The organism is Pseudomonas sp. SJZ080, from assembly GCF_007828295.1.
GTDB classification, from domain to species: domain Bacteria; phylum Pseudomonadota; class Gammaproteobacteria; order Pseudomonadales; family Pseudomonadaceae; genus Aquipseudomonas; species Aquipseudomonas migulae_A.
The window spans coordinates 155273-176172 of sequence record NZ_VIUK01000004.1 but is presented as its reverse complement, the minus strand read 5'-3'; the positions used below and the strand labels follow the sequence as shown (position 1 = coordinate 176172).

Annotated in this window: 21 protein-coding genes; all 21 read right to left on the bottom strand. The window is 60.4% G+C overall.

The window, feature by feature from the left end; translation table 11 throughout:
- Positions 1-30: 30 nt before the first annotated feature.
- The 21 genes from FBY04_RS07975 to fabF all read right to left on the bottom strand — a co-directional run bounded on the left by FBY04_RS07975 (position 31) and on the right by fabF (position 20823).
- On the bottom strand, positions 31-960 hold the full coding sequence (locus FBY04_RS07975) for a PfkB family carbohydrate kinase (protein ID WP_145314920.1): 930 nt from the start codon (positions 958-960) through the stop codon (positions 31-33).
- Positions 953-2419 carry a cytosine permease gene (locus FBY04_RS07970; RefSeq protein ID WP_008031640.1) on the bottom strand — a complete coding sequence of 489 codons (1467 nt, stop codon included), beginning with the start codon at positions 2417-2419 and terminating at the stop codon, positions 953-955. The genes FBY04_RS07975 and FBY04_RS07970 overlap by 8 nt, the downstream gene beginning before the upstream one ends.
- Positions 2420-2641: 222 nt before the next feature.
- Positions 2642-3640, bottom strand: a complete 999-nt coding sequence (locus tag FBY04_RS07965) for an ADP-ribosylglycohydrolase family protein (RefSeq protein ID WP_084322995.1) — start codon at positions 3638-3640, stop codon at positions 2642-2644.
- Positions 3637-4350, bottom strand: coding sequence for a GntR family transcriptional regulator (locus FBY04_RS07960; RefSeq protein ID WP_084322994.1), 714 nt, complete (start codon positions 4348-4350; stop codon positions 3637-3639). Before FBY04_RS07960 ends, FBY04_RS07965 begins: the two co-directional genes overlap by 4 nt.
- A 220-nt stretch (positions 4351-4570) precedes the next feature.
- On the bottom strand, positions 4571-5539 hold the full coding sequence (gene araH, locus FBY04_RS07955; protein WP_084323013.1) for an L-arabinose ABC transporter permease AraH: 969 nt from the start codon (positions 5537-5539) through the stop codon (positions 4571-4573).
- 12 nt (positions 5540-5551) lie between these two features.
- Complete coding sequence (araG, locus tag FBY04_RS07950) at positions 5552-7096, bottom strand: L-arabinose ABC transporter ATP-binding protein AraG (RefSeq protein WP_145314919.1); 1545 nt, start codon at positions 7094-7096, stop codon at positions 5552-5554.
- 64 nt (positions 7097-7160) lie between these two features.
- Positions 7161-8165, bottom strand: coding sequence for a substrate-binding domain-containing protein (locus FBY04_RS07945; protein ID WP_084322992.1), 1005 nt, complete (start codon positions 8163-8165; stop codon positions 7161-7163).
- Between the two features lie 115 nt (positions 8166-8280).
- Complete coding sequence (locus tag FBY04_RS07940) at positions 8281-9099, bottom strand: SDR family oxidoreductase (RefSeq protein WP_145314918.1); 819 nt, start codon at positions 9097-9099, stop codon at positions 8281-8283.
- A 197-nt stretch (positions 9100-9296) separates the two neighbouring features.
- Positions 9297-10172 (bottom strand): SMP-30/gluconolactonase/LRE family protein, encoded by an 876-nt coding sequence (locus FBY04_RS07935; protein WP_145314917.1) that lies wholly within the window; start codon positions 10170-10172, stop codon positions 9297-9299.
- Positions 10173-10303: 131 nt separating this feature from the next.
- A complete protein-coding gene (locus FBY04_RS07930) occupies positions 10304-11020 on the bottom strand; it encodes a FadR/GntR family transcriptional regulator (RefSeq protein ID WP_017340101.1) in 717 nt (238 codons plus the stop codon).
- Between the two features lie 207 nt (positions 11021-11227).
- The gene (locus tag FBY04_RS07925; protein WP_145314916.1) at positions 11228-11788 is read right to left on the bottom strand and encodes a DUF1285 domain-containing protein; all 561 of its coding nucleotides are present in this window, start codon (positions 11786-11788) and stop codon (positions 11228-11230) included.
- Positions 11789-11804: 16 nt separating this feature from the next.
- Positions 11805-12413: a DUF4823 domain-containing protein gene (locus tag FBY04_RS07920; RefSeq protein WP_145314915.1), complete on the bottom strand. Its 609-nt coding sequence runs from the start codon at positions 12411-12413 to the stop codon at positions 11805-11807.
- Positions 12414-12533: 120 nt separating this feature from the next.
- Entirely contained in the window at positions 12534-13502 is a 969-nt protein-coding gene (locus FBY04_RS07915; RefSeq protein WP_145314914.1) for a GTP 3',8-cyclase MoaA, read from the bottom strand.
- A gap of 138 nt (positions 13503-13640) precedes the next feature.
- On the bottom strand, positions 13641-14279 hold the full coding sequence (locus FBY04_RS07910) for a TetR/AcrR family transcriptional regulator (protein ID WP_008031613.1): 639 nt from the start codon (positions 14277-14279) through the stop codon (positions 13641-13643).
- Between the two features lie 397 nt (positions 14280-14676).
- The gene (locus tag FBY04_RS07905; protein WP_145314913.1) at positions 14677-15468 is read right to left on the bottom strand and encodes a TatD family hydrolase; all 792 of its coding nucleotides are present in this window, start codon (positions 15466-15468) and stop codon (positions 14677-14679) included.
- A gap of 14 nt (positions 15469-15482) precedes the next feature.
- Entirely contained in the window at positions 15483-15839 is a 357-nt protein-coding gene (locus FBY04_RS07900) for a PilZ domain-containing protein (protein ID WP_084322986.1), read from the bottom strand.
- A gap of 42 nt (positions 15840-15881) precedes the next feature.
- The gene (locus tag FBY04_RS07895) at positions 15882-16868 is read right to left on the bottom strand and encodes a DNA polymerase III subunit delta' (protein ID WP_145314912.1); all 987 of its coding nucleotides are present in this window, start codon (positions 16866-16868) and stop codon (positions 15882-15884) included.
- The gene (gene tmk / locus FBY04_RS07890; RefSeq protein WP_084322984.1) at positions 16861-17493 is read right to left on the bottom strand and encodes a dTMP kinase; all 633 of its coding nucleotides are present in this window, start codon (positions 17491-17493) and stop codon (positions 16861-16863) included. The genes FBY04_RS07895 and tmk overlap by 8 nt, the downstream gene beginning before the upstream one ends.
- A gap of 19 nt (positions 17494-17512) precedes the next feature.
- Positions 17513-18760: an endolytic transglycosylase MltG gene (gene mltG / locus FBY04_RS07885; protein ID WP_145314911.1), complete on the bottom strand. Its 1248-nt coding sequence runs from the start codon at positions 18758-18760 to the stop codon at positions 17513-17515.
- Positions 18761-18763: 3 nt separating this feature from the next.
- On the bottom strand, positions 18764-19579 hold the full coding sequence (gene pabC, locus FBY04_RS07880) for an aminodeoxychorismate lyase (RefSeq protein ID WP_145314910.1): 816 nt from the start codon (positions 19577-19579) through the stop codon (positions 18764-18766).
- Positions 19579-20823, bottom strand: coding sequence for a beta-ketoacyl-ACP synthase II (gene fabF / locus FBY04_RS07875; protein WP_084322981.1), 1245 nt, complete (start codon positions 20821-20823; stop codon positions 19579-19581). Before fabF ends, pabC begins: the two co-directional genes overlap by 1 nt.
- Between the last annotated feature and the right edge of the window lie 77 nt (positions 20824-20900).

Sequence of the window (20900 nt, the reverse complement as noted above, 5' to 3'; positions counted from 1 at the left end):
AGGAGCTGGCTTGCCAGCGATGGCGTCCCGTCAGGCGCCGAAAGTCTTGCTGATCAACGCATCAACCTCATCCGCCCCAGGCGAAGTCGCCGGCCCCCACCGCGTCACCGCCAGCGCCGCAGCCGCATTCGCCCGCCGCGCCGCTTCACCCGCCGACAACCCTCGCGCCAACCCGGCCACAAACACCCCGGCATGGGCATCCCCGGCGCCGTTGCTGTCCACCGCCTCAACCTTGAAACCCGGCACGTGCTGACGCTCGCCATGCTGATGAATCCAGCACCCTTGCGGACCGTCGCGAACCACCATCAACACCCTCGACGGCAGATGATCGGCCAGTCGATCCAGCGCCTCGGCAATGTCCGACGCCCCGGTAAAACGCAGTGCCTCGACGCTGTTGCTGGTCCACACATCGATACGCGGCAACAACGCCTGCATCAACGGCGCATCGGGTGATTCCACCAGCGGGCCCGGGTCGAACACCACGTTGACCGCACTCGGCAACGCCAACACCCAATCCACCAGCGCCTGAGCCTTGCCGACATGCAGCAGGCTGTAGCCGCTGACGTAGACATAGTCGCCCGCCTGCGCCGCTACGCTGTTCAAATCCTCTGCGGACACTTCACCTTCGGCGCCGATATAGGAGACGAAGCTGCGCTCGGCGGAAGCATCCGTGATTGCCACGCACAACCCCGTGTCTCGCTCAGCACTGTGAGCAATGCCGATGCGAATGCCTTCAGCCTTCATCGCCTCACGCGCCAGGTCGCCGAAACGACCGTTGCCGTGACGGCCCAGGTAAACCACCGGCAAGCCATTACGCTGAGCGGCGGCCATCACATTGAACCCGCCACCGGCTTCGAAACTGGCGGATTGCGCCAGTACGTCGCCGCCGGGTTGAGGCAGTTTATCCACGGCCATGACCAGGTCGATGATGACCTGGCCGGTGTGCAACATTTTAGGCATGAGCATTCTCGAGCGACGCGGCGCGGCGATCCCTGGCCCCGCCGAGTACAAAATAAATCCCGCCGGCGACCAGGAACGTCACGATCCAGCCAAGGCCGTTATGCCCCAGCCACGAATCGGAGAGGAAGCCGCGGAACCAGACGGTTTGTTCGGTGGTGCCGATGGTGGTGAAGCTGAAACCCAACACGATCGCCAGCGCCCATGCACCGAAGGCGCGCCATTCCACGCCGCCGCGATACCAGTAGGCGCTGCTCGGGCTGACGTCCAGCAGGTCTTTCGGACTGTAGTAATGGCGGTGAATCAGGTCGACGACGAAGATCCCGACCCACGCAGTGATCGGCACGGCCAGCAAGGAAATGAAGGTAATGAACGGGCCGTAGAAACTGTCGGCGATCAGCATGAAGTAGATCGAACCGGCGAAGATCGCAACGATGTCGACCACCACGGCGTAGACGCGTTTGACCTTGAGGCCCAGGGTCAATGTGGTCAAACCGGCGGAATACACCGACAGGTTATTCGACAGCAGCAAGCCGCCGAATGCGGTGATCAGGTACGGCACGGCCATCCAGGTCGGCAGCATGTCGCGGATCGCGATGATCGGGTCAGTGGCCGACGCCAGGTCGTTGTTGCCCACCGACAGCAGGCCGCCGAGGGTGATCAGCAACACCAGCGGGATACCCGCACCGAATGCGGCCGAGGCCACCAGACGCGCAGCCTTGACGCTGCGGTGCTGGTAGCGCGACATGTCGGCGCCAGCATTGGCCCAACCGATCCCGGTGCCGGCGGCCATGGTACCGACGCCGATGATCATCGCGCTCAACGGCGCAGGCGTGGCGTTGAACACGGCGCTCCAGTCGATGGTGGCGCAAAGGAAACCGCCGACCAGAATGTTCAGCGCGCCGAACACGTAGGTCGCCCACTTCTGGATCACCAGCAACGTCGCGTGACCGAGACCGGACACCGACAGGGTCAGCAGCACGAAAATCGCGATGAAGATCAGGGTCAACACCGGTGCACTTTTGGCTTCCACCGGAGAGCCAAACAGAATCGAACACAGCGACAACAGCACGAACGCGGCAGTGGTGGTGTTGACGGTTTCCCAACCCAGGCGCGACATCAGCGAGACCAGTGTCGGGCCGATATTGCCGCGCACACCGAAGATCGCCCGCGACAGCGTCAGGCTCGGTGCGCGACCACGGCGACCGGCGATGGAAATGATCCCGACCACCGCGAAGGAACCGGCAGCGCCGAGGATGGCAACGATGATCGCCTGCCAGATCGCCAAGCCGCGAAACGCCACCAGCGTGGCGCCCAGTGGCAGGCCGAGGATGGAAATGTTGGCGGCGAACCAGACCCAGAACAGTTGCAGCGGATGACCGTTGCACTCCGCTTCCGGCACCGGTTCGATGCCACGGGTTTCCAGTTGCCCGGCGCTTTGCCCGGCGTTCGATGAACTCATGTGAAATGCTCCTGTTGCCTTTGTTGTGGTTATGGGCAATGACGGAAGACGAAAACTACAGCCCGGCTGTCCTGGCCAAGTCAGTGCGATCCATTGCGGGGTTATCAATTGAAATAGGTGGTGCACCCATCGCGAGCAAGCCCGCTCCCACAGGGTTTGTGAACGCCGCAGATCACTGTGGGAGCGGGCTTGCTCGCGAAGGCGTCAGCGCAGTCAACGCAGTCAACGCAAAGCCAACAGCCCCTGCACCAACGGTTCCAACGCCAGCGAGTTAACGGCTTTAACCTGGTCGATCATCGCAACAGGCCAACTCTCAAGCCCCAGGCAGGCCCCAAGCATGGCCCCCAGAATCGCCGCGATGGTGTCAGTGTCACCGCCTAAACCTGCGGCCATGCAAACCGCTTCGAAGGCATTCATCTCACCGATGGCCACTTGTTGCGCCAGGGCAAACGAAACCACCACCGACTCCTGTGACGCCACCGAAGTGCCGATCACGTCATACATCAAGTCCGCCAGCAACGCCTTGTCACTGTCGACGCTGATCGTCCGTGCCCAACTGATGCGCGAGGCAATGCGTCCGCCCGCAACCCAGTGGCCGTGGCTTTCCGCTTGCAGAGCGATCTGCTGGCCGAGATTCAACGCTTCACCCAGGTCCATGCCGTTGATGCCGGCCGACACCACCGCGGCCACCGCCGCTGCGCTGGAAATACCCAGCGTAGTGTTATGAGTGACTTGGCAGGCCTGAACCACGGCGTTGATGAAACGCTCGGGATCGCTGACATCCGCCGAAATCCCGACCGGCGTGATACGCATCGCCGCGCCGTTGGTGGTGCCATAGCGCCCCGCCTCTTCCGGCGACTGGCCGGCGAGAATCATCTCGATCGCACGTTTGGTCGACGGCCCGAGCAAATCCTGCGAGTCCTTGGCCTGCATCGCCGCTTCCCATTCGATCAGCCGCTGGGCCAGCACCGAAGGGTCGATCTTGCCTTCGCCTTCGATCAACAACTGGCCGACCAGAATCGCCTGCTCGGTGTCGTCGGTGATCGAGCCCTTGGGCATGTTGGCCGCAATGGGTTGATCCGGGCCAGCGTCTTGCAGATCGATGATTTCACCGAAACGTGCCTTGATTTCAGCGCGGCTCAGGGATTGGGTCGGCATGCCCAGCGCATCGCCCAGGGCCAGTCCGTAAAACGCGCCCAGTGCACGATTGAGCGCGGTCATTGTTGATGTCCAAATTGCAGATGCAGGCGAAAGTGCACGGGATCGAGCAGGCTTTCGACTTGCTCCATGAAACGGTTTTGTCGGTCGTACGTGGTGCGCAGGGCTTTGAGGAACACTGTGCCGACCGGACGACCGAGCAGCTCGGCGTCTTCGGCATTCAAGGGTTCGGCGCCGATCCATTGATCGCCACGCTCGCCGATGTAGCCGTAGGCGGCCAGGGTGATGGTCAGGGAATTGTCGATCAGGCCGACACGCGGCAGGCTTTCCAGGCCTCCGGTGGCGGGCATCAATGAGCGTTCGAGGGAAACCAGCTTGCCGTCGGTGGAACGGCGGCGGCGGTCGAGGGTGATGAACTGGTCAGTGCCGAAACGCGGCAGCAGGTCAGGACGGGTCACCGCCTCCAGCCGCAGCACTTCGGTATTGATCAGCGCCCCGCTGTCGGCCAGGGCCTGCGCCCAGCCGCTGCGCTGATCGAGCACCACACCGTCGAAGGTGACGATGGAACCCACACCGCTTTGCGTCGCGATGTAGTTGCGCCGTTTCAATTCGGCCAGGGCTTCACGCAGCGTACCTCGGCTGACTTTGAATTCTTGAGCCAACTGATGCTCGCCCGGCAACAGAAAGCCGTCCTCCATGAGGCCGCTTTCGATGCGCCGGATGAGTTCGTCGACCACCCGTTGTTTCTTGTCAAATCGTACCTGTCTAATCATGTACAAAGTGATAACCGAAACCGGTTGTAGCGGGCAAGAAATATTTAGGGGAAGTGACGGAAGGAAGCGGTCGTTTGCAGGAGCGGGATTAATCAGTCAGACCGCCATCGCTGGCAAGCCAGCTCCCACAGAGCCTGTGTCGTTCACACATGATGCAACCGACACAGAACCTGTGGGAGCGGGCTTGCCCGCGATGGCGTCAGCAGGATCGCCGTTGGAATCAGCGTTGTTTGAGGCGATCGATCACCACCGCCAGCAACAGGATCGAACCACGGATCACGTACTGATAAAACGTGTCGATGTTCTTCAGGTTCATCGCATTCTCGATGATCGCCAGAATCAGCACCCCGGCGATCACATGCCGGATCATGCCTATCCCGCCGCTCAGCGACACCCCGCCGAGCACGCAGGCCGAGATCACCGTCAGCTCGAAACCCTGGCCGATCATCGGCTGTCCCGAGGTCATCCGCGAAGCCAGGATCACCCCGGCCAACGCCCCGATCACACCATGCACGGCGAAGATGATGATCTTGGTCCGGTCAACGTTGACCCCGGCCAACAGCGCGGCTTCCTGATTGCCACCGATGGCCATGGTGTTGCGCCCGTAGGTGGTGTAATTCAGCAGCCAGCCGAAAAACAGGAAGCAGACGATGGTGATCAGAATCGGCACCGGCACGCCAAACAACTGACCGTTGCCGAAGACGAAGAACGACTCCTGCGACACGCCCACCGCTTTGCCATTGGCAAAGATGTAAGCCAGACCGCGAACGATCTGCATGGTCGCCAGCGTGGTGATCAACGCATTGACCCGCAGCTTGGCAATCACGATCCCGTTGATCAGCCCGACGATCAGCCCCATTACCAGCGCCGCACTCACGCCGAGAAAAACGCTGTCGGTGTCCCGCATCACGACCGCCGCGACCACACCGGCACAAGCAATCACCGACCCCACCGACAAGTCGAAATGCCCGGACGCCAGGCAATACAACATGGTGCACGCCGCTATCCCGGTGGTCGAAATCGCCAGGCCCAGGCCGCGCATGTTCAGCGGCGAAAGGAAGTTATCGATCAGCAAGGTGCAGAGCACAAAGATCCCGACGGCCGCCAGCAGCATGACCCAGTCATCGAGAAAGCGCCGCAGGTCCAGAGGTTTGCGCGGGGTGGGCAGAGCGTTGTTTTGGGTTGTCATCATAGTCACCTCTCAGTTCGCCACGCCGTCAGCGCGTTGGCGCGGCAAAGCCAGTTGCAGCAGGTTGGATTCGTTGGCCTCGTCACGGGACAGTTCGCCGCGCATCGCCCCTTCGCAGAGCACCAGGATGCGGTCGGAAATGCCCATGACTTCCATCAGGTCGCTGGACACCACGATCACCGCGATCCCGCTTTCCGCCAGGTTGTGGATGATCTGGTAGATCTCGGCTTTCGCACCGATGTCGATGCCGCGAGTGGGTTCGTCGAGCAGCAGGACTTTCATCGGCATCGACAGCCAGCGACCGAGAATCGCCTTCTGCTGATTGCCGCCGGACAGGTACATGATTTTCTGCGCCGCGTTGGGCGTCTTCACTTTCAGCGCCTTGATCTGCTTGTCGGCGTTGCCCTTCTCCCACAGGCCACGCAACAGGCAACCGAAGGTGGAATGGGCGCCGCGTGCGCTGATGTTGATGTTCTCGGCGACGCTGGAGAGCGGCATGATGCCCTCCTTCTTGCGGTCTTCGGGGCACAGCAGAATCCCTGCCGCAATGGCATCCCGGGGGGAGCGCAGTTTCAGTTCATGCCCGCGCAATTCCAGGCGCCCGGCGGTGTTGCGCTCGAGGCCGCTGAGTATGCGGAACAGCTCGGTACGACCGGCACCGACCAGACCGAACAATCCCAGGATCTCGCCCTTGTGCGCGTCGAAACTCACCGGCTCACGCAAACCCGGCCCGAGCAGACCGTTGACCCTCAACGCCACCGCGCCACGCTTGCGCGGGCGGTAATCGTAGATGTCCTGAATGTCGCGCCCGACCATGCACGTGACCAATTGATCATGGGTCAGCTCGCTCATGTCCTCGAAGGTGCGCACGTAGCGGCCGTCCTTGAACACCGTCACCGCGTTGCAGATGCGGAACACTTCCTCCATGCGGTGGGAGACGTAGAGCACCACTTTGCCCTCGTCGCGCAGGCGTCCGATGATCGTCATCAAGCGATCGATTTCCCGCGCCGAGAGGCTGCTGGTCGGTTCGTCGAACGCGATCACATGCGCGCCACGGGACAACGCCTTGGCGATTTCCACCAGTTGCCGTTGACCGAGGGACAGGCGCCCGACTTTCTCCTGCGGATCGATTTCATCGGCCAGGCCCTTGAGGCAGGCCAGCGCTTGTTGCCGCAGTGCGTTGCGATTGATCAGGCCGAAACTGGCGGGCAGATGACCGAGGAACAGATTTTCCGCCACGGTCATTTCCGGGACCAGGTGCAGCTCCTGATGGATCACTGCCACCTTGTTGCCGATGCTGTCGGCGGTGGATTTGAAGACCATCGTTCGCTCGCCGATCTGCAGGTCTCCGCTGCTCGGCGTGTAGGCACCACCGAGGATTTTCAGCAACGTCGATTTGCCAGCACCGTTCTCGCCCATCAAGGCATGAACCTGGCCCGGATGGGCGACGAAGCTGATGCCGTCCAGCGCCTTCACCCCGGGAAAGGTCTTGCCGATCCCGTTGAAGCGCAGGCTCCCGCCGACGCTGTCGTGTTGTGTCTGTACTTGCGCGTGCATAAGCCACCTCATCAACAGATCAGGCAGCCCCGTCGCCAGGGCCGCCGATGAAATCAACCGTGCCTCAGTTCCAGAGGCCGATCTTTTCCAGTTCCTGCTTGAAGTTGTCGCGCGTGATCAGGGTCACGTCGTCCATGGCGGTGTATTTCGGCGGTTCTTTGCCGGTGGTGACCCACTCGTACATCATGCTGGCGGTGTTGTAGCCCTCGATGTGCGGGCTCGGCAGCATCGAGCCGAAGAAGCCGCTGTTGGGTTTCTTCAGTTCGCCAATGGCGTCGGTGCCGTTGATGCCAATGCCGATCACGTTGGCCGCGGCAAAACCGGCGCTCTCGGTGGCGCGCACGCCGCCCAGTACGGTGTTGTCGTTCATGCCGCCGATGATCAGGTTTTTCGCCGCGCTCGGAAGCTTCACCAGCGCCGAGTTGGTGGCGTCCATGCTGCCCGGCACGTCGAGGGTTTTCAGCGCCGAGAACAGGATGTGGTCTTTCGGCATGCCGGCGTCTTCCAGCGCTTTGACCGAACCGTCGGTGCGCTTCTTGCCGGTGTCGAGTTCGTTGTAGGTGTTGATGACCGCGTAGGTGTCTTTCCAGTCCCAGCCGCGTTTTTTCGCTTCGGTGGCCATGGCCGCGCCCTGCTTCTGGCCGACTTCGAACGCCGCCATGCCGAGGTACGGAACGTCTTCCATGAACTTGCCGCTGGCATCGACAAAGCGGTCATCCACCGCAATCACTTTCAAACCGTTCAGCTTGGCTTTGGCCATGATGGCCGGGCCGAGGGATACGTCCGGCGGGCAGATCACGAAACCCTTGGCGCCGTTGGCGGCCAGGCTGTCGATGGCGGAAAGGGTCTTCTCGCCGTCCGGTACCGCGATCTTGATGACTTTGAAGCCTTTCTCTTTGCCGGCCTTTTCGGCGAAGGCCCATTCGGTCTGGAACCAGGGCTCTTCCGCCTGCTTGACCAGAAAACCGATCTTCACTTCCTCGGCCGCCAGCAACGTACTGCTCAGGCTGACCGCGGTGACCGCCAAAGCGGCACAGCACAGGGAACGGATCCCACGACGACGATTCATAAGATGACTCCTTGTTATTTTTTTTGAGCGTTATTTTGAAAGCCGGTGCAGCAAATAGTCATATCGTATGATGATTGAATTTCAGACGGAGTTCCGCGCCTGAAACCCCGGTTATTCAGTCGTGATACATCACCGAGCGACCACCATCGATGGTGATGCACGATGCGTTGATAAATGGCGCTTCGTCGCTGGCGAGGAAAACGGCCGTCATCGCCACTTCAATCGGCTGGCCGATGCGCCGCGGTGGATGCAGATCGAAAGCCCGCTGGCGTTCGGCGTGCGGGTCGGCAAAACCGTTCCAGTAATCAATGTTCAGTTGGGTTTCGATGTAGCCCGGTGCGATGGCGTTGACGCGAATGCCCTTGGGCGCGTATTCGATGCCCAGCGCGCGGGTCAGGCCCAGCAGACCGTGCTTGGCCACCGGGTACGGGAAGCAGCCCGGAATGATGTGAGTGGAATGGGTCGAGGCGATGTTGATGATGCTGCCGATGCCCTGCTCGATCATCTGCGGCAGCACTGCTTTACAGCCAAACCAGGCGCCGTCCAGGTCAATGGCGAAGCAGCGACGCCAGTCTTCCTCGGTCATTTCCAGCGGATCGCGGAACACGTTGACCCCGGCGCAGTTGACCAGCACGTCGATGCGACCGTGGCGCTCCATCGCCAGATCGGCCATAGCGTCGAGATCCTGCTGCCGGGAGACATCAGCCGTAATCGCATGAACGTTGAAGCCTTGATTACGCCACCGCGCCGCGAGTTTTTCGACCTTCTCGCCCTGGATATCACTGATGATCAGTTTGGCCTGTTGGTGGGCGAAGGCCGCGACAATCGCCTCGCCGATGCCCTGGGCGGCACCGGTCAACAGCACGACCTTATCTTTCAGACGGTTGCCCTTGGGCGGTTCGGCCAGCGGCGGCAAGGAGAGTCGTTCAGCCATGCCTCAAACTCCCTTTTCCAGGCACGACAAAAACCGGGCATCTGTCGATGTCCGGCCAAAAAGCTTTTTGGAAAATCGCTGCATCACTTCACCTGTTTTGTTTTTTTAAGTGTGAGTGCGTGTAACTGATGGGGCCGACTATAAACCCGACCACCAAATAATCTCAATATATAATTTAACATCCCATATTTTGGGATTCATCCAGCAAACCTCGTACAGGGTTTTCCGGGCACATCAACCTGAAGGGACAACACCGCCCCATCCAGCGGATGGTTGAGCGGGCTCGCGGCGCTGGTGATGTAGAGGGTTTTCAGGTCTGCACCGCCGAACACGCAGCTGGTGGGACGGCTGACCGGCAGTTCGATCACGCGATCGAGATGACCGTCCGGCGTCAGCCTGAGCAGGCAACTGCCGTCCCAGCGTGCGTTCCAGAAGTAACCCTCGACATCCATCGCCGAGCCATCGGGGCCGCCGCGTTCATGGGGGCCGAACCAGACTTGCGCGGGTTCGAGGCCGCCGTCGGTGCGGATGAAATGCTGGTAGAGCGTGCCATCCAGGCTGTCGGCGAAATAAAGCGTGGTGGCGTCTTCACTCCACAGCAACGTGTTGGGAATGCCCAATCCACGAAGCAGCGGCGTGACCCGGGCATCACGGTCGATACGAAACAAGCCGCCGGAACGCCGCACGATGGGCAGGTCTTCGCCGTTCTCACCGATGTTGTTCTGCATGGTGCCGAGCCAGAGCCGGCCCTGCGCATCGCAACGAGCTTCGTTGGCGCGATTGTCAGGTTGCGGGTCGGCGACGCAGAACAAGGTCAGTCGTGGCTCAAGCCCCGGTGAATCGAGATCGAGCCGGTACACGCCGCTGCTCAATGTCACCAGCGCATCGCCGTTTTCGCAGGGAATGAAGGCTGACACGTGCTCGGGCATCTGCCAGATCTGCACGTTGGCGCCGATCAGGCGCAGTGCCTGTTTGCCGGCGATATCCACCCAGTACAGCGCCTGCGTCGGCGCATCCCAGAACGGGCCTTCGCCGAGGTGTGCACGGTGCTGGGTAACTGCGTTCCACTCCATGAAACCTCCTGCATTGTTCTTGTTTTATGGGGGAGCGGGTTTACTCGCGAAGGCAGAGCGTCAGTCGACATCAATGCTGAATGTGACGGCCTCTTCACGAGCAAGCTCGCTCCCACAAGGGTCCTGTATTTTTAGCCGGCTTTTTTGTCGGCCATGACTTTTGGGTAGAAGCGCTTGATGGCCAGGTCCGCGTTGTCGATCAGGGTCATGCAGGCCCACACACCGCGCGCGGCATCGCGAGCGGCGATGGCGTCGGCCATGTCTTTGTGAATCGGTAATGTGCGGCGCAGTTCGTCGGGGTCGGCGGCGGAGACTTCGAAAGACACCGCCAGCAACGCGCCAAGGGCCGGAACCATTTGTTCGATGAATTGATTGTGGCTGGCCGCCAGAATGCACTCGTGGAAGAACTGGTCGGCGCGGTTGTAATCAATGCCGCTGTCGACCGCCCGCTCCAGCGCGTTGTAGGCCTGAAGCACCGCTTGCACCTGTTCGACGGTCGCTCGCTCGCACGCCCAGCGCACGGCCATCGGCTCGATGGTGCGGCGCAGATCGAGCAGGTCGTCGACGAAATTTTCCGGCAAGCCGCTGCGGGAAAGCCAGCCAACGACTTGCGGATCGAAGAGGTTCCAGCGCCGCACCGGCAACACACGCGTGCCAACCTTGGGCCCGACTTCAAGCATGCCTTTGGCGACCAGGGTTTTGATGGCTTCGCGGATGACCGTGCGACTGACGCCAAGTTGCTCGCCCAGATCGGCTTCAACCTTAAGGGTTTCGCCGGGTTTCACCTGACCGGTGGCAATCCAGCAACCCAGCCAATCGACCGTCGATGCGTGAAAACTGCTGGACATGGGCACCTCGAGGCAGGGACGGCACAAAACCGTTCGCGATGGTTGCCCACGCTAATCATCATATGATTGGGTGTCAATTTGATTTTTCGAAATATTGCAGAGATCAAATGTGGGAGCGGGCTTGCTCGCGAAAGCGGTGTATCAGTCAATATCGCTGCTGAATGACACACCGCTTTCGCGAGCAAGCCCGCTCATACTTTGATCCGGTCAAGGCTCTAAACCGATGCGAAAGAACTCACCGCCGCTCCACACACCGAGCCAGCGCTGCCCTTCAATCTCGCGGGTGACCGCCAGTTCCACCAATTGGTAAAACACATTGCGGTGAATCAGCGCTTCAAGGTTGGTGCGCACATGCACGTAAGGCGCAGGCTCTTGTGTCACTGGCTCAATCACCACGCGGATCGCATGCTCGGCACCGGCCTCGGCGGTTTCATCGACGTTGGTGGTGAAGCGCAGGACCTGGGCTTCACCCTCGCCTTCCACCTCGACGGCGATCGCCACAAACGGTGCATCATCGACCTTGATGCCGACTTTCTCGACAGGGGTGATAAGGAAATAATCATCGCCGTCGCGGCGAATGATGGTGGAGAACAATTTGACCATCGGCTTGCGCCCGATCGGCGTGCCCAGGTAATACCAGGTGCCGTCGCGGGCGATGCGCATGTCGATGTCGCCGCAGAAGTCGGGGTTCCACAAGTGGACCGGTGGCAAGCCTTTGGTCTTGGGGATTTGCCCCAACAGGTCGTTGGCTTTTTGCGGGCCACTCATGGCGTTCTCCTTGGAATTACTGGTCGCTGAGCCCCAGCAGGCTACGCGCGTATTGTTCCAGCGGCGGGCCCATCAGGTCTTCTGGCTTTTTGTCGTGGAACGTCAGTAAACCGCCACGACTCTTGATACGTGCAGTATCGATCAAATACTGGGTGCTGGTCTCGATCAACATGATCTGAATCACGCCGGTGTCGATACCGAGGCGATCCACGGCCTCCTGATCGAGCCATTCGTCCGAGTTGCCGATGCGATCATCAGACTTGGCGAAACGGGTATAGAGCAGGTAATGCGCACCGACCGCACGGGCTTCGCCCAGGGCCTGGTCGAGGCCTTCCGGCGCACGCGCACGGCGGACCATCGGGAAGTATTCGATAAAGCCATCGAAGGCGACTTCGGCGATCACGTTAGGTCGCGGATAAACCGAGCTGCCCGGCGGTGCAAAGGCACCCTGGGCGATATAGACGAACGAGTCCGGCTGAATGCGCAGGTTGTTCACCCGGCGGCTGTCGCTGTGGTCGAGCAGACCCGCGTCGCTCATGTGGTAGCGAGTCCCTTCAGCCATATCGCTGACATTCATGCAGCCACCAAGCGCCAAAACGGCCAGCAGCAAAACCAGGCTACGCATCCTACCCTCCAGAGGCCGGTGACGGAAAACCGGCGAATGGCCATGGGATGCAGCTTCCGCGCCAGTCTTCAGGAGCGCGAACAATTGGGCGAGGGGATTTATCCCCTCGCCACAGCTGGATCAGCCACCGATAATTTTCATGACGGTAGCACCACCGGAAAACGCCACTTCCTGCTTGTCACCCAAGGCCTTCACCAACAGTCTCTGCAAGGCCGGTAACGCCTGATGGCGCGGCTTGTCGAGCAGATCACCGACATAGTGCCGGTTGCTCGACGACAGGCAGCCATGCAGCCAACCCGTCGACGACAAGCGCAGTCGCGAGCAGGTGCGGCAGAAAGGAACGCTTTCATTGGCAATTACGCCGAAGTAGCCCTGCCCCGGAATTTCATAGCGCACCGCCGTCGCGTCGACGGGAGCATCCGCCTGAAGATACTCATAGCGATCACCGATCAGGCCCAGCAATTGCTGAAGGCTGACGAACTGTTGCAGGAAAGCGTTGTTGTCACTGGCCAGGTGCCCCATGCGCATCAGCTCGATGAAACGCAGCTCATAGCCACGTTCCAGGCAATAATCGAGCAGCGGCATCACCTGATCGAGGTTCTGCCCTCGCAACGGCACCATATTGACCTTGATCTTCATGCCGGCGGCGCTGGCCTGGTCCATGCCGTCGAGCACTGTCGCCAGATCACCGCCACGAGCAATGCTGCGGAATGCACCGGCATCCAGGGTATCGAGGGAAACATTGATGCGGCGGATGCCGGCGTCGACCAGCAGGGGCAGTTTTTTCGCCAGCAGTTGACCATTGGTGGTCAGGCTGATGTCTTGCAGGCCCATCTGCCCGACGGCAGTCATGAAGGCTTCGAGTTTGGGACTGACCAGCGGCTCACCCCCGGTGATGCGCAAACGCTCGATGCCGGCGGCTTCGATCAGATACGCCACACCGCGCGCCATGGCTTCGGCCGACAGTTCATCCTGCGCAGCGACCAACCGCTTGCCGTTGGGCACGCAGTAGGTACACGCGTAATTGCAGGCTGAGGTCAGGCTGATTCGCAGATTTCGGAAACGCCTGCCTTGACGGTCAACGATCATGGTCACTCCGGCACAAGGAAATCGGACGGCGTAAAACTTGACTTACAAATCAAGTTTTAGCAAGTCCCATGCCTGAGTATATTCCTGAGGTACTGCGCCATGTAGCTAAATAATGGCGCAATAAGGCAACTGAATGGCTCAGCTGCTCGGGGTGTCGGTGTCGCGCTTGCGCTTGTTGCCCATGCGCACGCCGATGTCCATCAGGAACTGGAAGAAACCTTCCTGATCTTCCAGCACATTGCTCCAGAACGGCGAGTGATACAGCGCCACGGCGCCGTGCACCAGCGCCCAGGACGCGCAGTAATGGAAGTAAGGCGGCACGTCTTCGAGCTTGCCTTCGCTGATGCGCCCCTTGATGAGCAGGGTCAGGCGTTCGAAATTCGAGGCGCGGATCTTGTGCAGCTCCTCGATCATCTCCGGCACCTGGTTGCCCTTGACCACCTTTTCTTCCAGGCGATCGAACAAGCGATAGCGTTGCGGATCGCGCATGCGGAATTCGAAGTAGGCCCGGGACAGGGCTTCCTTGTCCTTGTCGACGTCTGCCGAATGCAACAGCTCGTTCAAATCGCGCTCGTAATCGAGCATCAGGCGCAGATAGATCTCCGCTTTCGATTTGAAGTGCTTGTAAATCGTGCCTTTGCCGATACCGACGGCATCAGCAATCATCTCGACGGTGACACTGTCTTCACCTTGGTCGAGGAACAGCTTGAGCGCGGTATCGAGAATTTCTTGCTCACGGCGACGAAATTCACGGACCTTACGAGGTTCTTTATGCATAAGAAAAGGTCTGTCGGGGTCAAAATTCGAAGCCGCGTATTATGCCTAACTTGCGGCAAAATGCACGGATCATCCATCCATATCTGTGTTTCTTGATGAATTCTGGCAACGCCGCCATTTAATGAGAACGCTTCCGAAGCGCACGTATTCCAAAATTGTTTAAAAACCTCGACCGGTAAACTGGACTCGGCGCAATACTGATCAATACTTCAACTGTCGGCGGGGCATCTCCCCCAAGTGCTGCGTCGATATTGGTACCAACGGACCGCGTACCATTGTTTTACTCCTAATGGTCTTAACCCGGATTCACCCCCCAGAACCCGGGTTTTTTTTGCCTGCGATTCAGCGGCCAAAGTCCCGCAGGAGCCGCCGAAGGCTGCGATTTTTTGTCCCAGCGCTACGCCGACGTCCTGACATGCGCCAACGGAAACAGCCGCTTGAAATTCTCAGTGGTCTGCTCAGCAAACCGCTCGTAGGACTCACCGCGCAACATCGCCAGGAACTCTGCCACTTCCCGCACATACTGCGGCAGGTTCGGCTTGCCGCGATAAGGGATCGGCGCCAGGTACGGCGAGTCGGTTTCCACCAGCAAGCGGTCAGCAGGCACTTTGCTGGCCACGTCACGCAGTGCGTCGGCATTGCGGAAAGTGACGATGCCGGACAAGGAGATGTAATAGCCCATGTCCAGCGCCGCTTTGGCCATGTCCCAATCTTCGGTGAAGCAGTGCAGGACGCCAGCCTGGGGTAGCGCGGCTTCGCGCAACAGGTTCAAGGTGTCGGCACGGGCGCCACGGGTGTGAATGATCACTGGCTTGCCGGTTTGCTGCGCGGCTTGCAGGTGCAGGCGAAACGACTCCTGCTGCAACTCGGCCGCTTCAGGTTCGTAGTGATAATCCAGGCCGGTTTCACCGATCGCAACCACACGCGGGTGGTTGAGCTCCTGCAACAACCAGTCGAGCGCCGGGGCAGCGCCCGGCTGCACGTCCAGCGGATGCACGCCGACGGAACAGTCGACATCGTCGTAACGTTCGGCCAGGGCTTTGACGTCGGCCGCGTTGTCGACGCTGACGCCGATACACAGAAAGTGCCCTACCCCGCGCTGCCGGGCCGCATCGAGTGCGGCATCCAGAGAGCCGTCATGGGCGGCGAGGTCGAGACGATCAAGGTGACAATGGGAATCTACGAGCATAAAAGGGCTGCAACTTACATCGTATGGGTGGGACGGTCGGACTTCAGGGCTCCGGCCAGATGGGTTTCGATTCGACTGCGGGCGGTGTCGTCGCCGTCGTTGAACTGCACGCCGACGCCGGCGGCGCGGTTGCCTTGCGCGCCTTTGGGCGTGATCCAGGCGACCTTGCCGGCCACCGGAATCTTCTCCGGCTCGTCCATCAGGTTCAGCAGCATGAATACCTCATCGCCCAACTTGTAGCTTTTATTGGTCGGGATAAACAGGCCACCGTTCTTGATGAATGGCATATAGGCCGCGTATAGCACGGACTTGTCCTTGATGGTCAGGGACAGAATACCGTTGCGCGGCCCAGGATTGACGGCTTCATTCATGCTGACCTCCACTGCTGATGTTCAGAGGATAGGCCCTGTCGGTCACTTCTGGGTAGGCAATGACGCCCATTGCACCAGCAACGCTTCCAGCAACAGCACCCGATTGAGGTTGGCCTTGCTCATGACTTTCTGGCGCTGGGCGAGGATCCAGTCCTGAATGCCCAGCACTTTGTCCTGAGCGGATTTTTGCGCAAGGTACTGAATCACCTTGCGCATATCGGCCAGTCCGAGCCCTTCTTCATCCTGTGTCAGCTGATAGCGCAGGATCAGGCTCGACCAATCGCAGAACCAGTCGAACAGCAACAACAGCGGAATCGCGTTCCAGCCTTCGGCCAGTTGCGTCGGCGATTGCTGTTGCTTGAGCAACTTCTTCACACCGTCAACCACCAACGCCCGCTGCTCGCGCACGCCCTGGGCCTGCAAGTTGACGGTGGCCAGCGGCGAACCGGCGGCGAGGGTCAGCAACTCGATGCGCTCTTCTTCGGAACAGTCCGGCAGCGCCTTCGCCAGCCACGCCAGGCTCATTGCCTCGCTCGGCAGCGGGCAGGCCTGCTGCACGCAACGGCTCTTGATGGTCGGCAACAAACGGCTGGTCTGATGGCTGACCAGCAACAACACCGTATCGCCGGACGGCTCTTCAAGGCTTTTGAGCAAGGCATTGGCCGCGTTGACGTTCATCGCCTCGACCGGCTCGATCAGCACCACTTTGCGCCCGCCCATCTGCGAGGTCTGCACCACAAAGCTGACCAGATCACGCACCTGATCAACCTTGATCGCCTTGTCGGCTTCTTCCGGTTCCAGAATGTAGTTGTCGGGATGGCTACCGGCCTTGAGCAACAGGCAGGATTTGCATTCACCGCAGGCGTCCTGGGCTGTCGGACGCTGGCACAGCAAACTGGCCATCAAGCGTTCGGCCAACGCGCGTTTGCCGATCCCGGCCGGACCATGCAGCAGATACGCGTGAGCATGTTGCTTGCGACCCGCCAGTTGCTGCCAGAGGCTGTCCTGCCACGGATAGGCTTCAGCCACGGGTCAGCTCCAGCAAACGAGGGAGCAAGGCGTCCAGCGACTGCTGAACCTGCGCCAGCGGCTGGGCGGCATCGACCAATACATAACGCGCCGGATCGGCTTCAGCACGCTTGAGGAACGCACTGCGCACTGCATCGAAAAACGCCCGGCCTTCCAGCTCGAATCGATCCAGGCGACCGCGAGCACTGGCACGCGCCAGGCCAACTTCCACAGGAAGATCGAAAATCAGTGTCAGGTCCGGGCGCAGATTGCCCTGGACGAACGTTTCCAGCGTCGCGATGCGCTCCAGCGACAAGCCGCGACCGCCGCCCTGATAGGCATAGGTCGAATCGGTAAAGCGATCACACAACACCACCGCACCACGAGCCAGCGCCGGGCGGATCACGCCAGCCAGGTGCTGGGCGCGCGCGGCAAACACCAGCAACAACTCGGTGTCCGGGTCCATGGCTTCATCGACCGGTGCCAACAGCACCTCGCGAATTTTCTCGGCCAAAGGTGTGCCACCCGGCTCGCGGGTCAGCACCACCTCGATACCGGCGGCGCGCAGGCGCTCGGCCAGGTACTCACGGTTGGTGCTCTTGCCGGCGCCTTCAGGGCCTTCCAGGGTAATAAACAAGCCAGTCACAGGCAGTCCTTATTCAGAATCATTGCGGGCTTTGCGGCGCGGTTGCATTGGGCTCGGGCGCAGGCGCTGCAGCGGGCTCGTTGGCAGGTTCTTCAACCGGTTCTTGCGTTGCCTCTTGAGTCGGCGCTTGTTGAACCGGCTCTTGCGGCGTCACTGGCGGCAAAGCCTCGGGGGCTGTGTCGGGCGAAGCCGCCGGGATCGGCGCCGACTCATCCGTCGCCTCTGGGGCGGTGACCGGTGCCGGGCTGGAACGGTAATCGGCGCGGCGCTTGAGCTGGAATTCACGCACCGCGTTGTTATGGGCGTCCAGATCATCCGAGAACACATGGCTGCCATCGCCGCGTGCGACAAAATACAGGCTGTTGCCAGCCACCGGATTCAACGCAGCGTGGATCGCCTCGCGGCCGACCATCGCAATCGGAGTCGGCGGCAGGCCGGCGATCACGTAGGTATTGTAAGGGGTAGGTTCCTTGAGATGGGCGCGGGTCAACTTGCCGTTGTAACGATCACCCAGGCCGTAGATCACGGTCGGATCAGTCTGCAGCAGCATGCCCATTTCCATTCGCCGCACGAATACGCCGGCGATCTGCCCACGCTCCTGCGGTACGCCGGTTTCCTTTTCCACCAGCGAGGCCATGATCAGCGCTTGATAGGGCTCGGTATACGGCACGTCCGCCGCGCGCTGCCCCCACTCCTTGGCAAGGACTTCATCCAGGCGATCGTAAGCTTTTTTCAGCAGCTCGGCGTCCGTCATGCCCCGCACGAACCGGTAGGTGTCCGGGAAGAATCGCCCTTCCGGAAAGATCCCGGGGTGACCGATTTTGTCCATCACTTCGCTATCGCTCAAGCCGTTCAACGTCTGCTCGAGCTTTTCATCCTTGGCCAGGGCCAGACGGACCTGATGGAAATTCCAGCCTTCGACCAGCGTCAGGCTGTATTGAACCATTTCTCCGCGCTTCCACAGGTCGATCAGGTTTTCAACGGTCATGCCGGGCTGCATGCGGTACTCACCTTTGTGCAGCGGTTGCCCGGCCAGATTGAAGCGCCAGTACACGCGTAACCAGAAAGCGTCCTTGATGACGCCATCGGCTTCGAGTCGATAGAAAGTGCGGGTGGGCGTCGTGCCTTTGGGCACGTCCAGCAGTTTTTCCTGGGTAATGTTCAGCGGCTGTTCCAGCGCCGAATGGATTTTCCAGGCCGAAGCGCCCAGACATAGCCCTGCCAGAACCAGGCCGGTTTCCAGCAACAGCAAGAATTTACGTCTCACGTATCAAGCATCCAGTAGCGCGCGGGCAATGGTTTGGAGTTTACGGGTGAGCGGCCCAACCGACCAGCTCAGTGCTGCATAGGCGCGCACCGGCCAAACGCCATACACGCTGTTGCAGACGAAGACTTCATCAGCCCATTGCAGCTGTTCAAGGGTAATGTCGGTGATTTGCGTGGGTATCCCCAGCGACTCGGCTTGAAACAATAATTCGGCACGCATCACGCCGGCGACACCGCAGCGTTTGAGATCGGCGGTGATCAACACGCCATCTCGGACCAGGAACAGATTGCTGAACACGCCTTCGATCACGCGACCGGCCAGATCAAGCATCAAGCCTTCGGCATGCTCAGTGTCTTGCCATTCGGAGCGAGCGATGACTTGCTCCAGACGGTTCAGATGTTTAAGCCCGGCGAGCAAGGGTTGTATGGACAATCGCGTGGTACAGGGAAAGAGGCGAATGCCCTGCTCCCCATGAACCGCTGGATAAGCAGCAGGAGGATTACCTTGCAGAATACGTCGGGCCTGGGCCGCAGGATCGGGAGCATAACCGCGCAAGCTGTCGCCGCGAGTGAGGATGAGTTTAAGCACACCTTCACCCAGAGCTGCGGAGTAGGCCAGCAGTTCACTGCGGATCAGCGCGTGATCGGTCGTGATTGCCAGGCGCGAACAGCCATCGGCCAGACGCGACAAATGCCGGTCCAGCAATAGCGGCTGGCCGCCGCGCACGGCAATGGTCTCGAACAGACCATCACCGTAGGCCAGGCCGCGATCCTTCAGCGACAGAGCGTCAGCCGGCTGACCGTCGACCCAGCTGTCCATCAGTCAGCGAACCGGCGGAACACCAGCGAGCCGTTGGTACCGCCAAAACCGAAGGAGTTGGACAGCACCACGTCGATATCCATATTGCGCGCGGTGTGCGGCACGAAATCGAGATCACAGCCTTCGTCCGGCTCATCGAGGTTGATGGTCGGCGGTGCCACCTGGCTGTTGATCGCCAGCACACTGAAGATCGCTTCGACCGCGCCTGCCGCACCCAGCAGGTGACCGGTCATGGATTTGGTCGAACTGACCGCCAGCTTATAGGCGTGATCGCCGAACACCGATTTGATCGCACAGGCTTCGGCGAGGTCGCCGGCAGAAGTCGATGTGCCGTGGGCGTTGATGTACTGGACTTGATCGCTGTTGATCTTCGCGTCGCGCAGGGCATTGGTAATGCAACGCGCAGCGCCTGCACCGTCCGCTGGTGGCGAAGTCATGTGGTAGGCATCGCCACTGGTGCCAAAGCCGATCAGCTCGGCGTAGATGGTCGCGCCGCGAGCCTTCGCGTGCTCCAGCTCCTCAAGCACAAGCGCACCGGCACCGTCGGACAGGACAAAGCCATCACGGCCTTTGTCCCACGGGCGGCTGGCGCGGGTCGGCTCGTCGTTGCGGGTCGACAGCGCGCGGGAGGCACCGAAGCCCCCCATGCCCAGACCGCAAGCGGCCATCTCGGCACCGCCGGCAATCATCACGTCGGCTTCGTCGTACATGATGTTGCGAGCCGCCATGCCGATGCAGTGCGTACCGGTGGTACACGCGGTGGCGATGGCGTAGTTAGGCCCCTGTGCACCCAGGTGGATCGACAGGAAACCGGAAATCATATTGATGATCGAGCCTGGCACGAAAAACGGAGAGATCCGTCGTGGGCCGGAATCATGCAGCGTGCGGCTGGTTTCTTCGATATTGGTCAGACCGCCAATACCCGAACCCATGGCCACGCCGATGCGTTCACGGTTGGCGTCGGTGACTTCAAGACCGGCATTACGCACAGCCTGGAAACCGGCGGCGAGACCGTACTGAATGAACAGGTCGAGCTTGCGAGCTTCCTTGACCGACAGGTATTCCTCGACATTGAAGCCCTTTACCGAGCCGCCAAAACGGGTGGAATAGGCAGAAAGGTCGGTGTGTTCGATCAGACCAATGCCACTGCGGCCAGCCAGAATGCCCTGCCAACTGCTCGGCACATCCGTGCCCAGTGGCGACAACATACCCATACCGGTGACTACGACGCGTCTACGCGACACAGCACTCTCCTTTTTTCAAATGACGACTTTGCATCAGGCCTAAAGAAAAAACCGCACGCCAAGATGGCAGTGCGGTT

Bases quoted from the DNA above. Each gene is read 5' to 3' on its own strand.
- FBY04_RS07900 (WP_084322986.1), bottom strand. From the start codon at position 15,839: ATGAATGAAGCCGTCAATCCTGGGCCGCGCAACGGTATTCTGTCCCTG.
- FBY04_RS07935 (WP_145314917.1), bottom strand. From the start codon at position 10,172: ATGGAGTGGAACGCAGTTACCCAGCACCGTGCACACCTCGGCGAAGGC.
- pabC (WP_145314910.1), bottom strand. From the start codon at position 19,579: ATGGACAGCTGGGTCGACGGTCAGCCGGCTGACGCTCTGTCGCTGAAG.
- FBY04_RS07975 (WP_145314920.1), bottom strand. From the start codon at position 960: ATGCCTAAAATGTTGCACACCGGCCAGGTCATCATCGACCTGGTCATG.
- FBY04_RS07920 (WP_145314915.1), bottom strand. From the start codon at position 12,413: ATGCGTAGCCTGGTTTTGCTGCTGGCCGTTTTGGCGCTTGGTGGCTGC.
- FBY04_RS07905 (WP_145314913.1), bottom strand. From the start codon at position 15,468: ATGCTCGTAGATTCCCATTGTCACCTTGATCGTCTCGACCTCGCCGCC.
- FBY04_RS07910 (WP_008031613.1), bottom strand. From the start codon at position 14,279: ATGCATAAAGAACCTCGTAAGGTCCGTGAATTTCGTCGCCGTGAGCAA.
- FBY04_RS07965 (WP_084322995.1), bottom strand. From the start codon at position 3,640: ATGACCGCGCTCAATCGTGCACTGGGCGCGTTTTACGGACTGGCCCTG.
- araH (WP_084323013.1), bottom strand. From the start codon at position 5,539: ATGACAACCCAAAACAACGCTCTGCCCACCCCGCGCAAACCTCTGGAC.
- FBY04_RS07945 (WP_084322992.1), bottom strand. From the start codon at position 8,165: ATGAATCGTCGTCGTGGGATCCGTTCCCTGTGCTGTGCCGCTTTGGCG.
- FBY04_RS07970 (WP_008031640.1), bottom strand. From the start codon at position 2,419: ATGAGTTCATCGAACGCCGGGCAAAGCGCCGGGCAACTGGAAACCCGT.
- FBY04_RS07960 (WP_084322994.1), bottom strand. From the start codon at position 4,350: ATGATTAGACAGGTACGATTTGACAAGAAACAACGGGTGGTCGACGAA.
- FBY04_RS07915 (WP_145314914.1), bottom strand. From the start codon at position 13,502: ATGATCGTTGACCGTCAAGGCAGGCGTTTCCGAAATCTGCGAATCAGC.
- FBY04_RS07940 (WP_145314918.1), bottom strand. From the start codon at position 9,099: ATGGCTGAACGACTCTCCTTGCCGCCGCTGGCCGAACCGCCCAAGGGC.
- araG (WP_145314919.1), bottom strand. From the start codon at position 7,096: ATGCACGCGCAAGTACAGACACAACACGACAGCGTCGGCGGGAGCCTG.
- FBY04_RS07930 (WP_017340101.1), bottom strand. From the start codon at position 11,020: ATGTCCAGCAGTTTTCACGCATCGACGGTCGATTGGCTGGGTTGCTGG.
- FBY04_RS07925 (WP_145314916.1), bottom strand. From the start codon at position 11,788: ATGAGTGGCCCGCAAAAAGCCAACGACCTGTTGGGGCAAATCCCCAAG.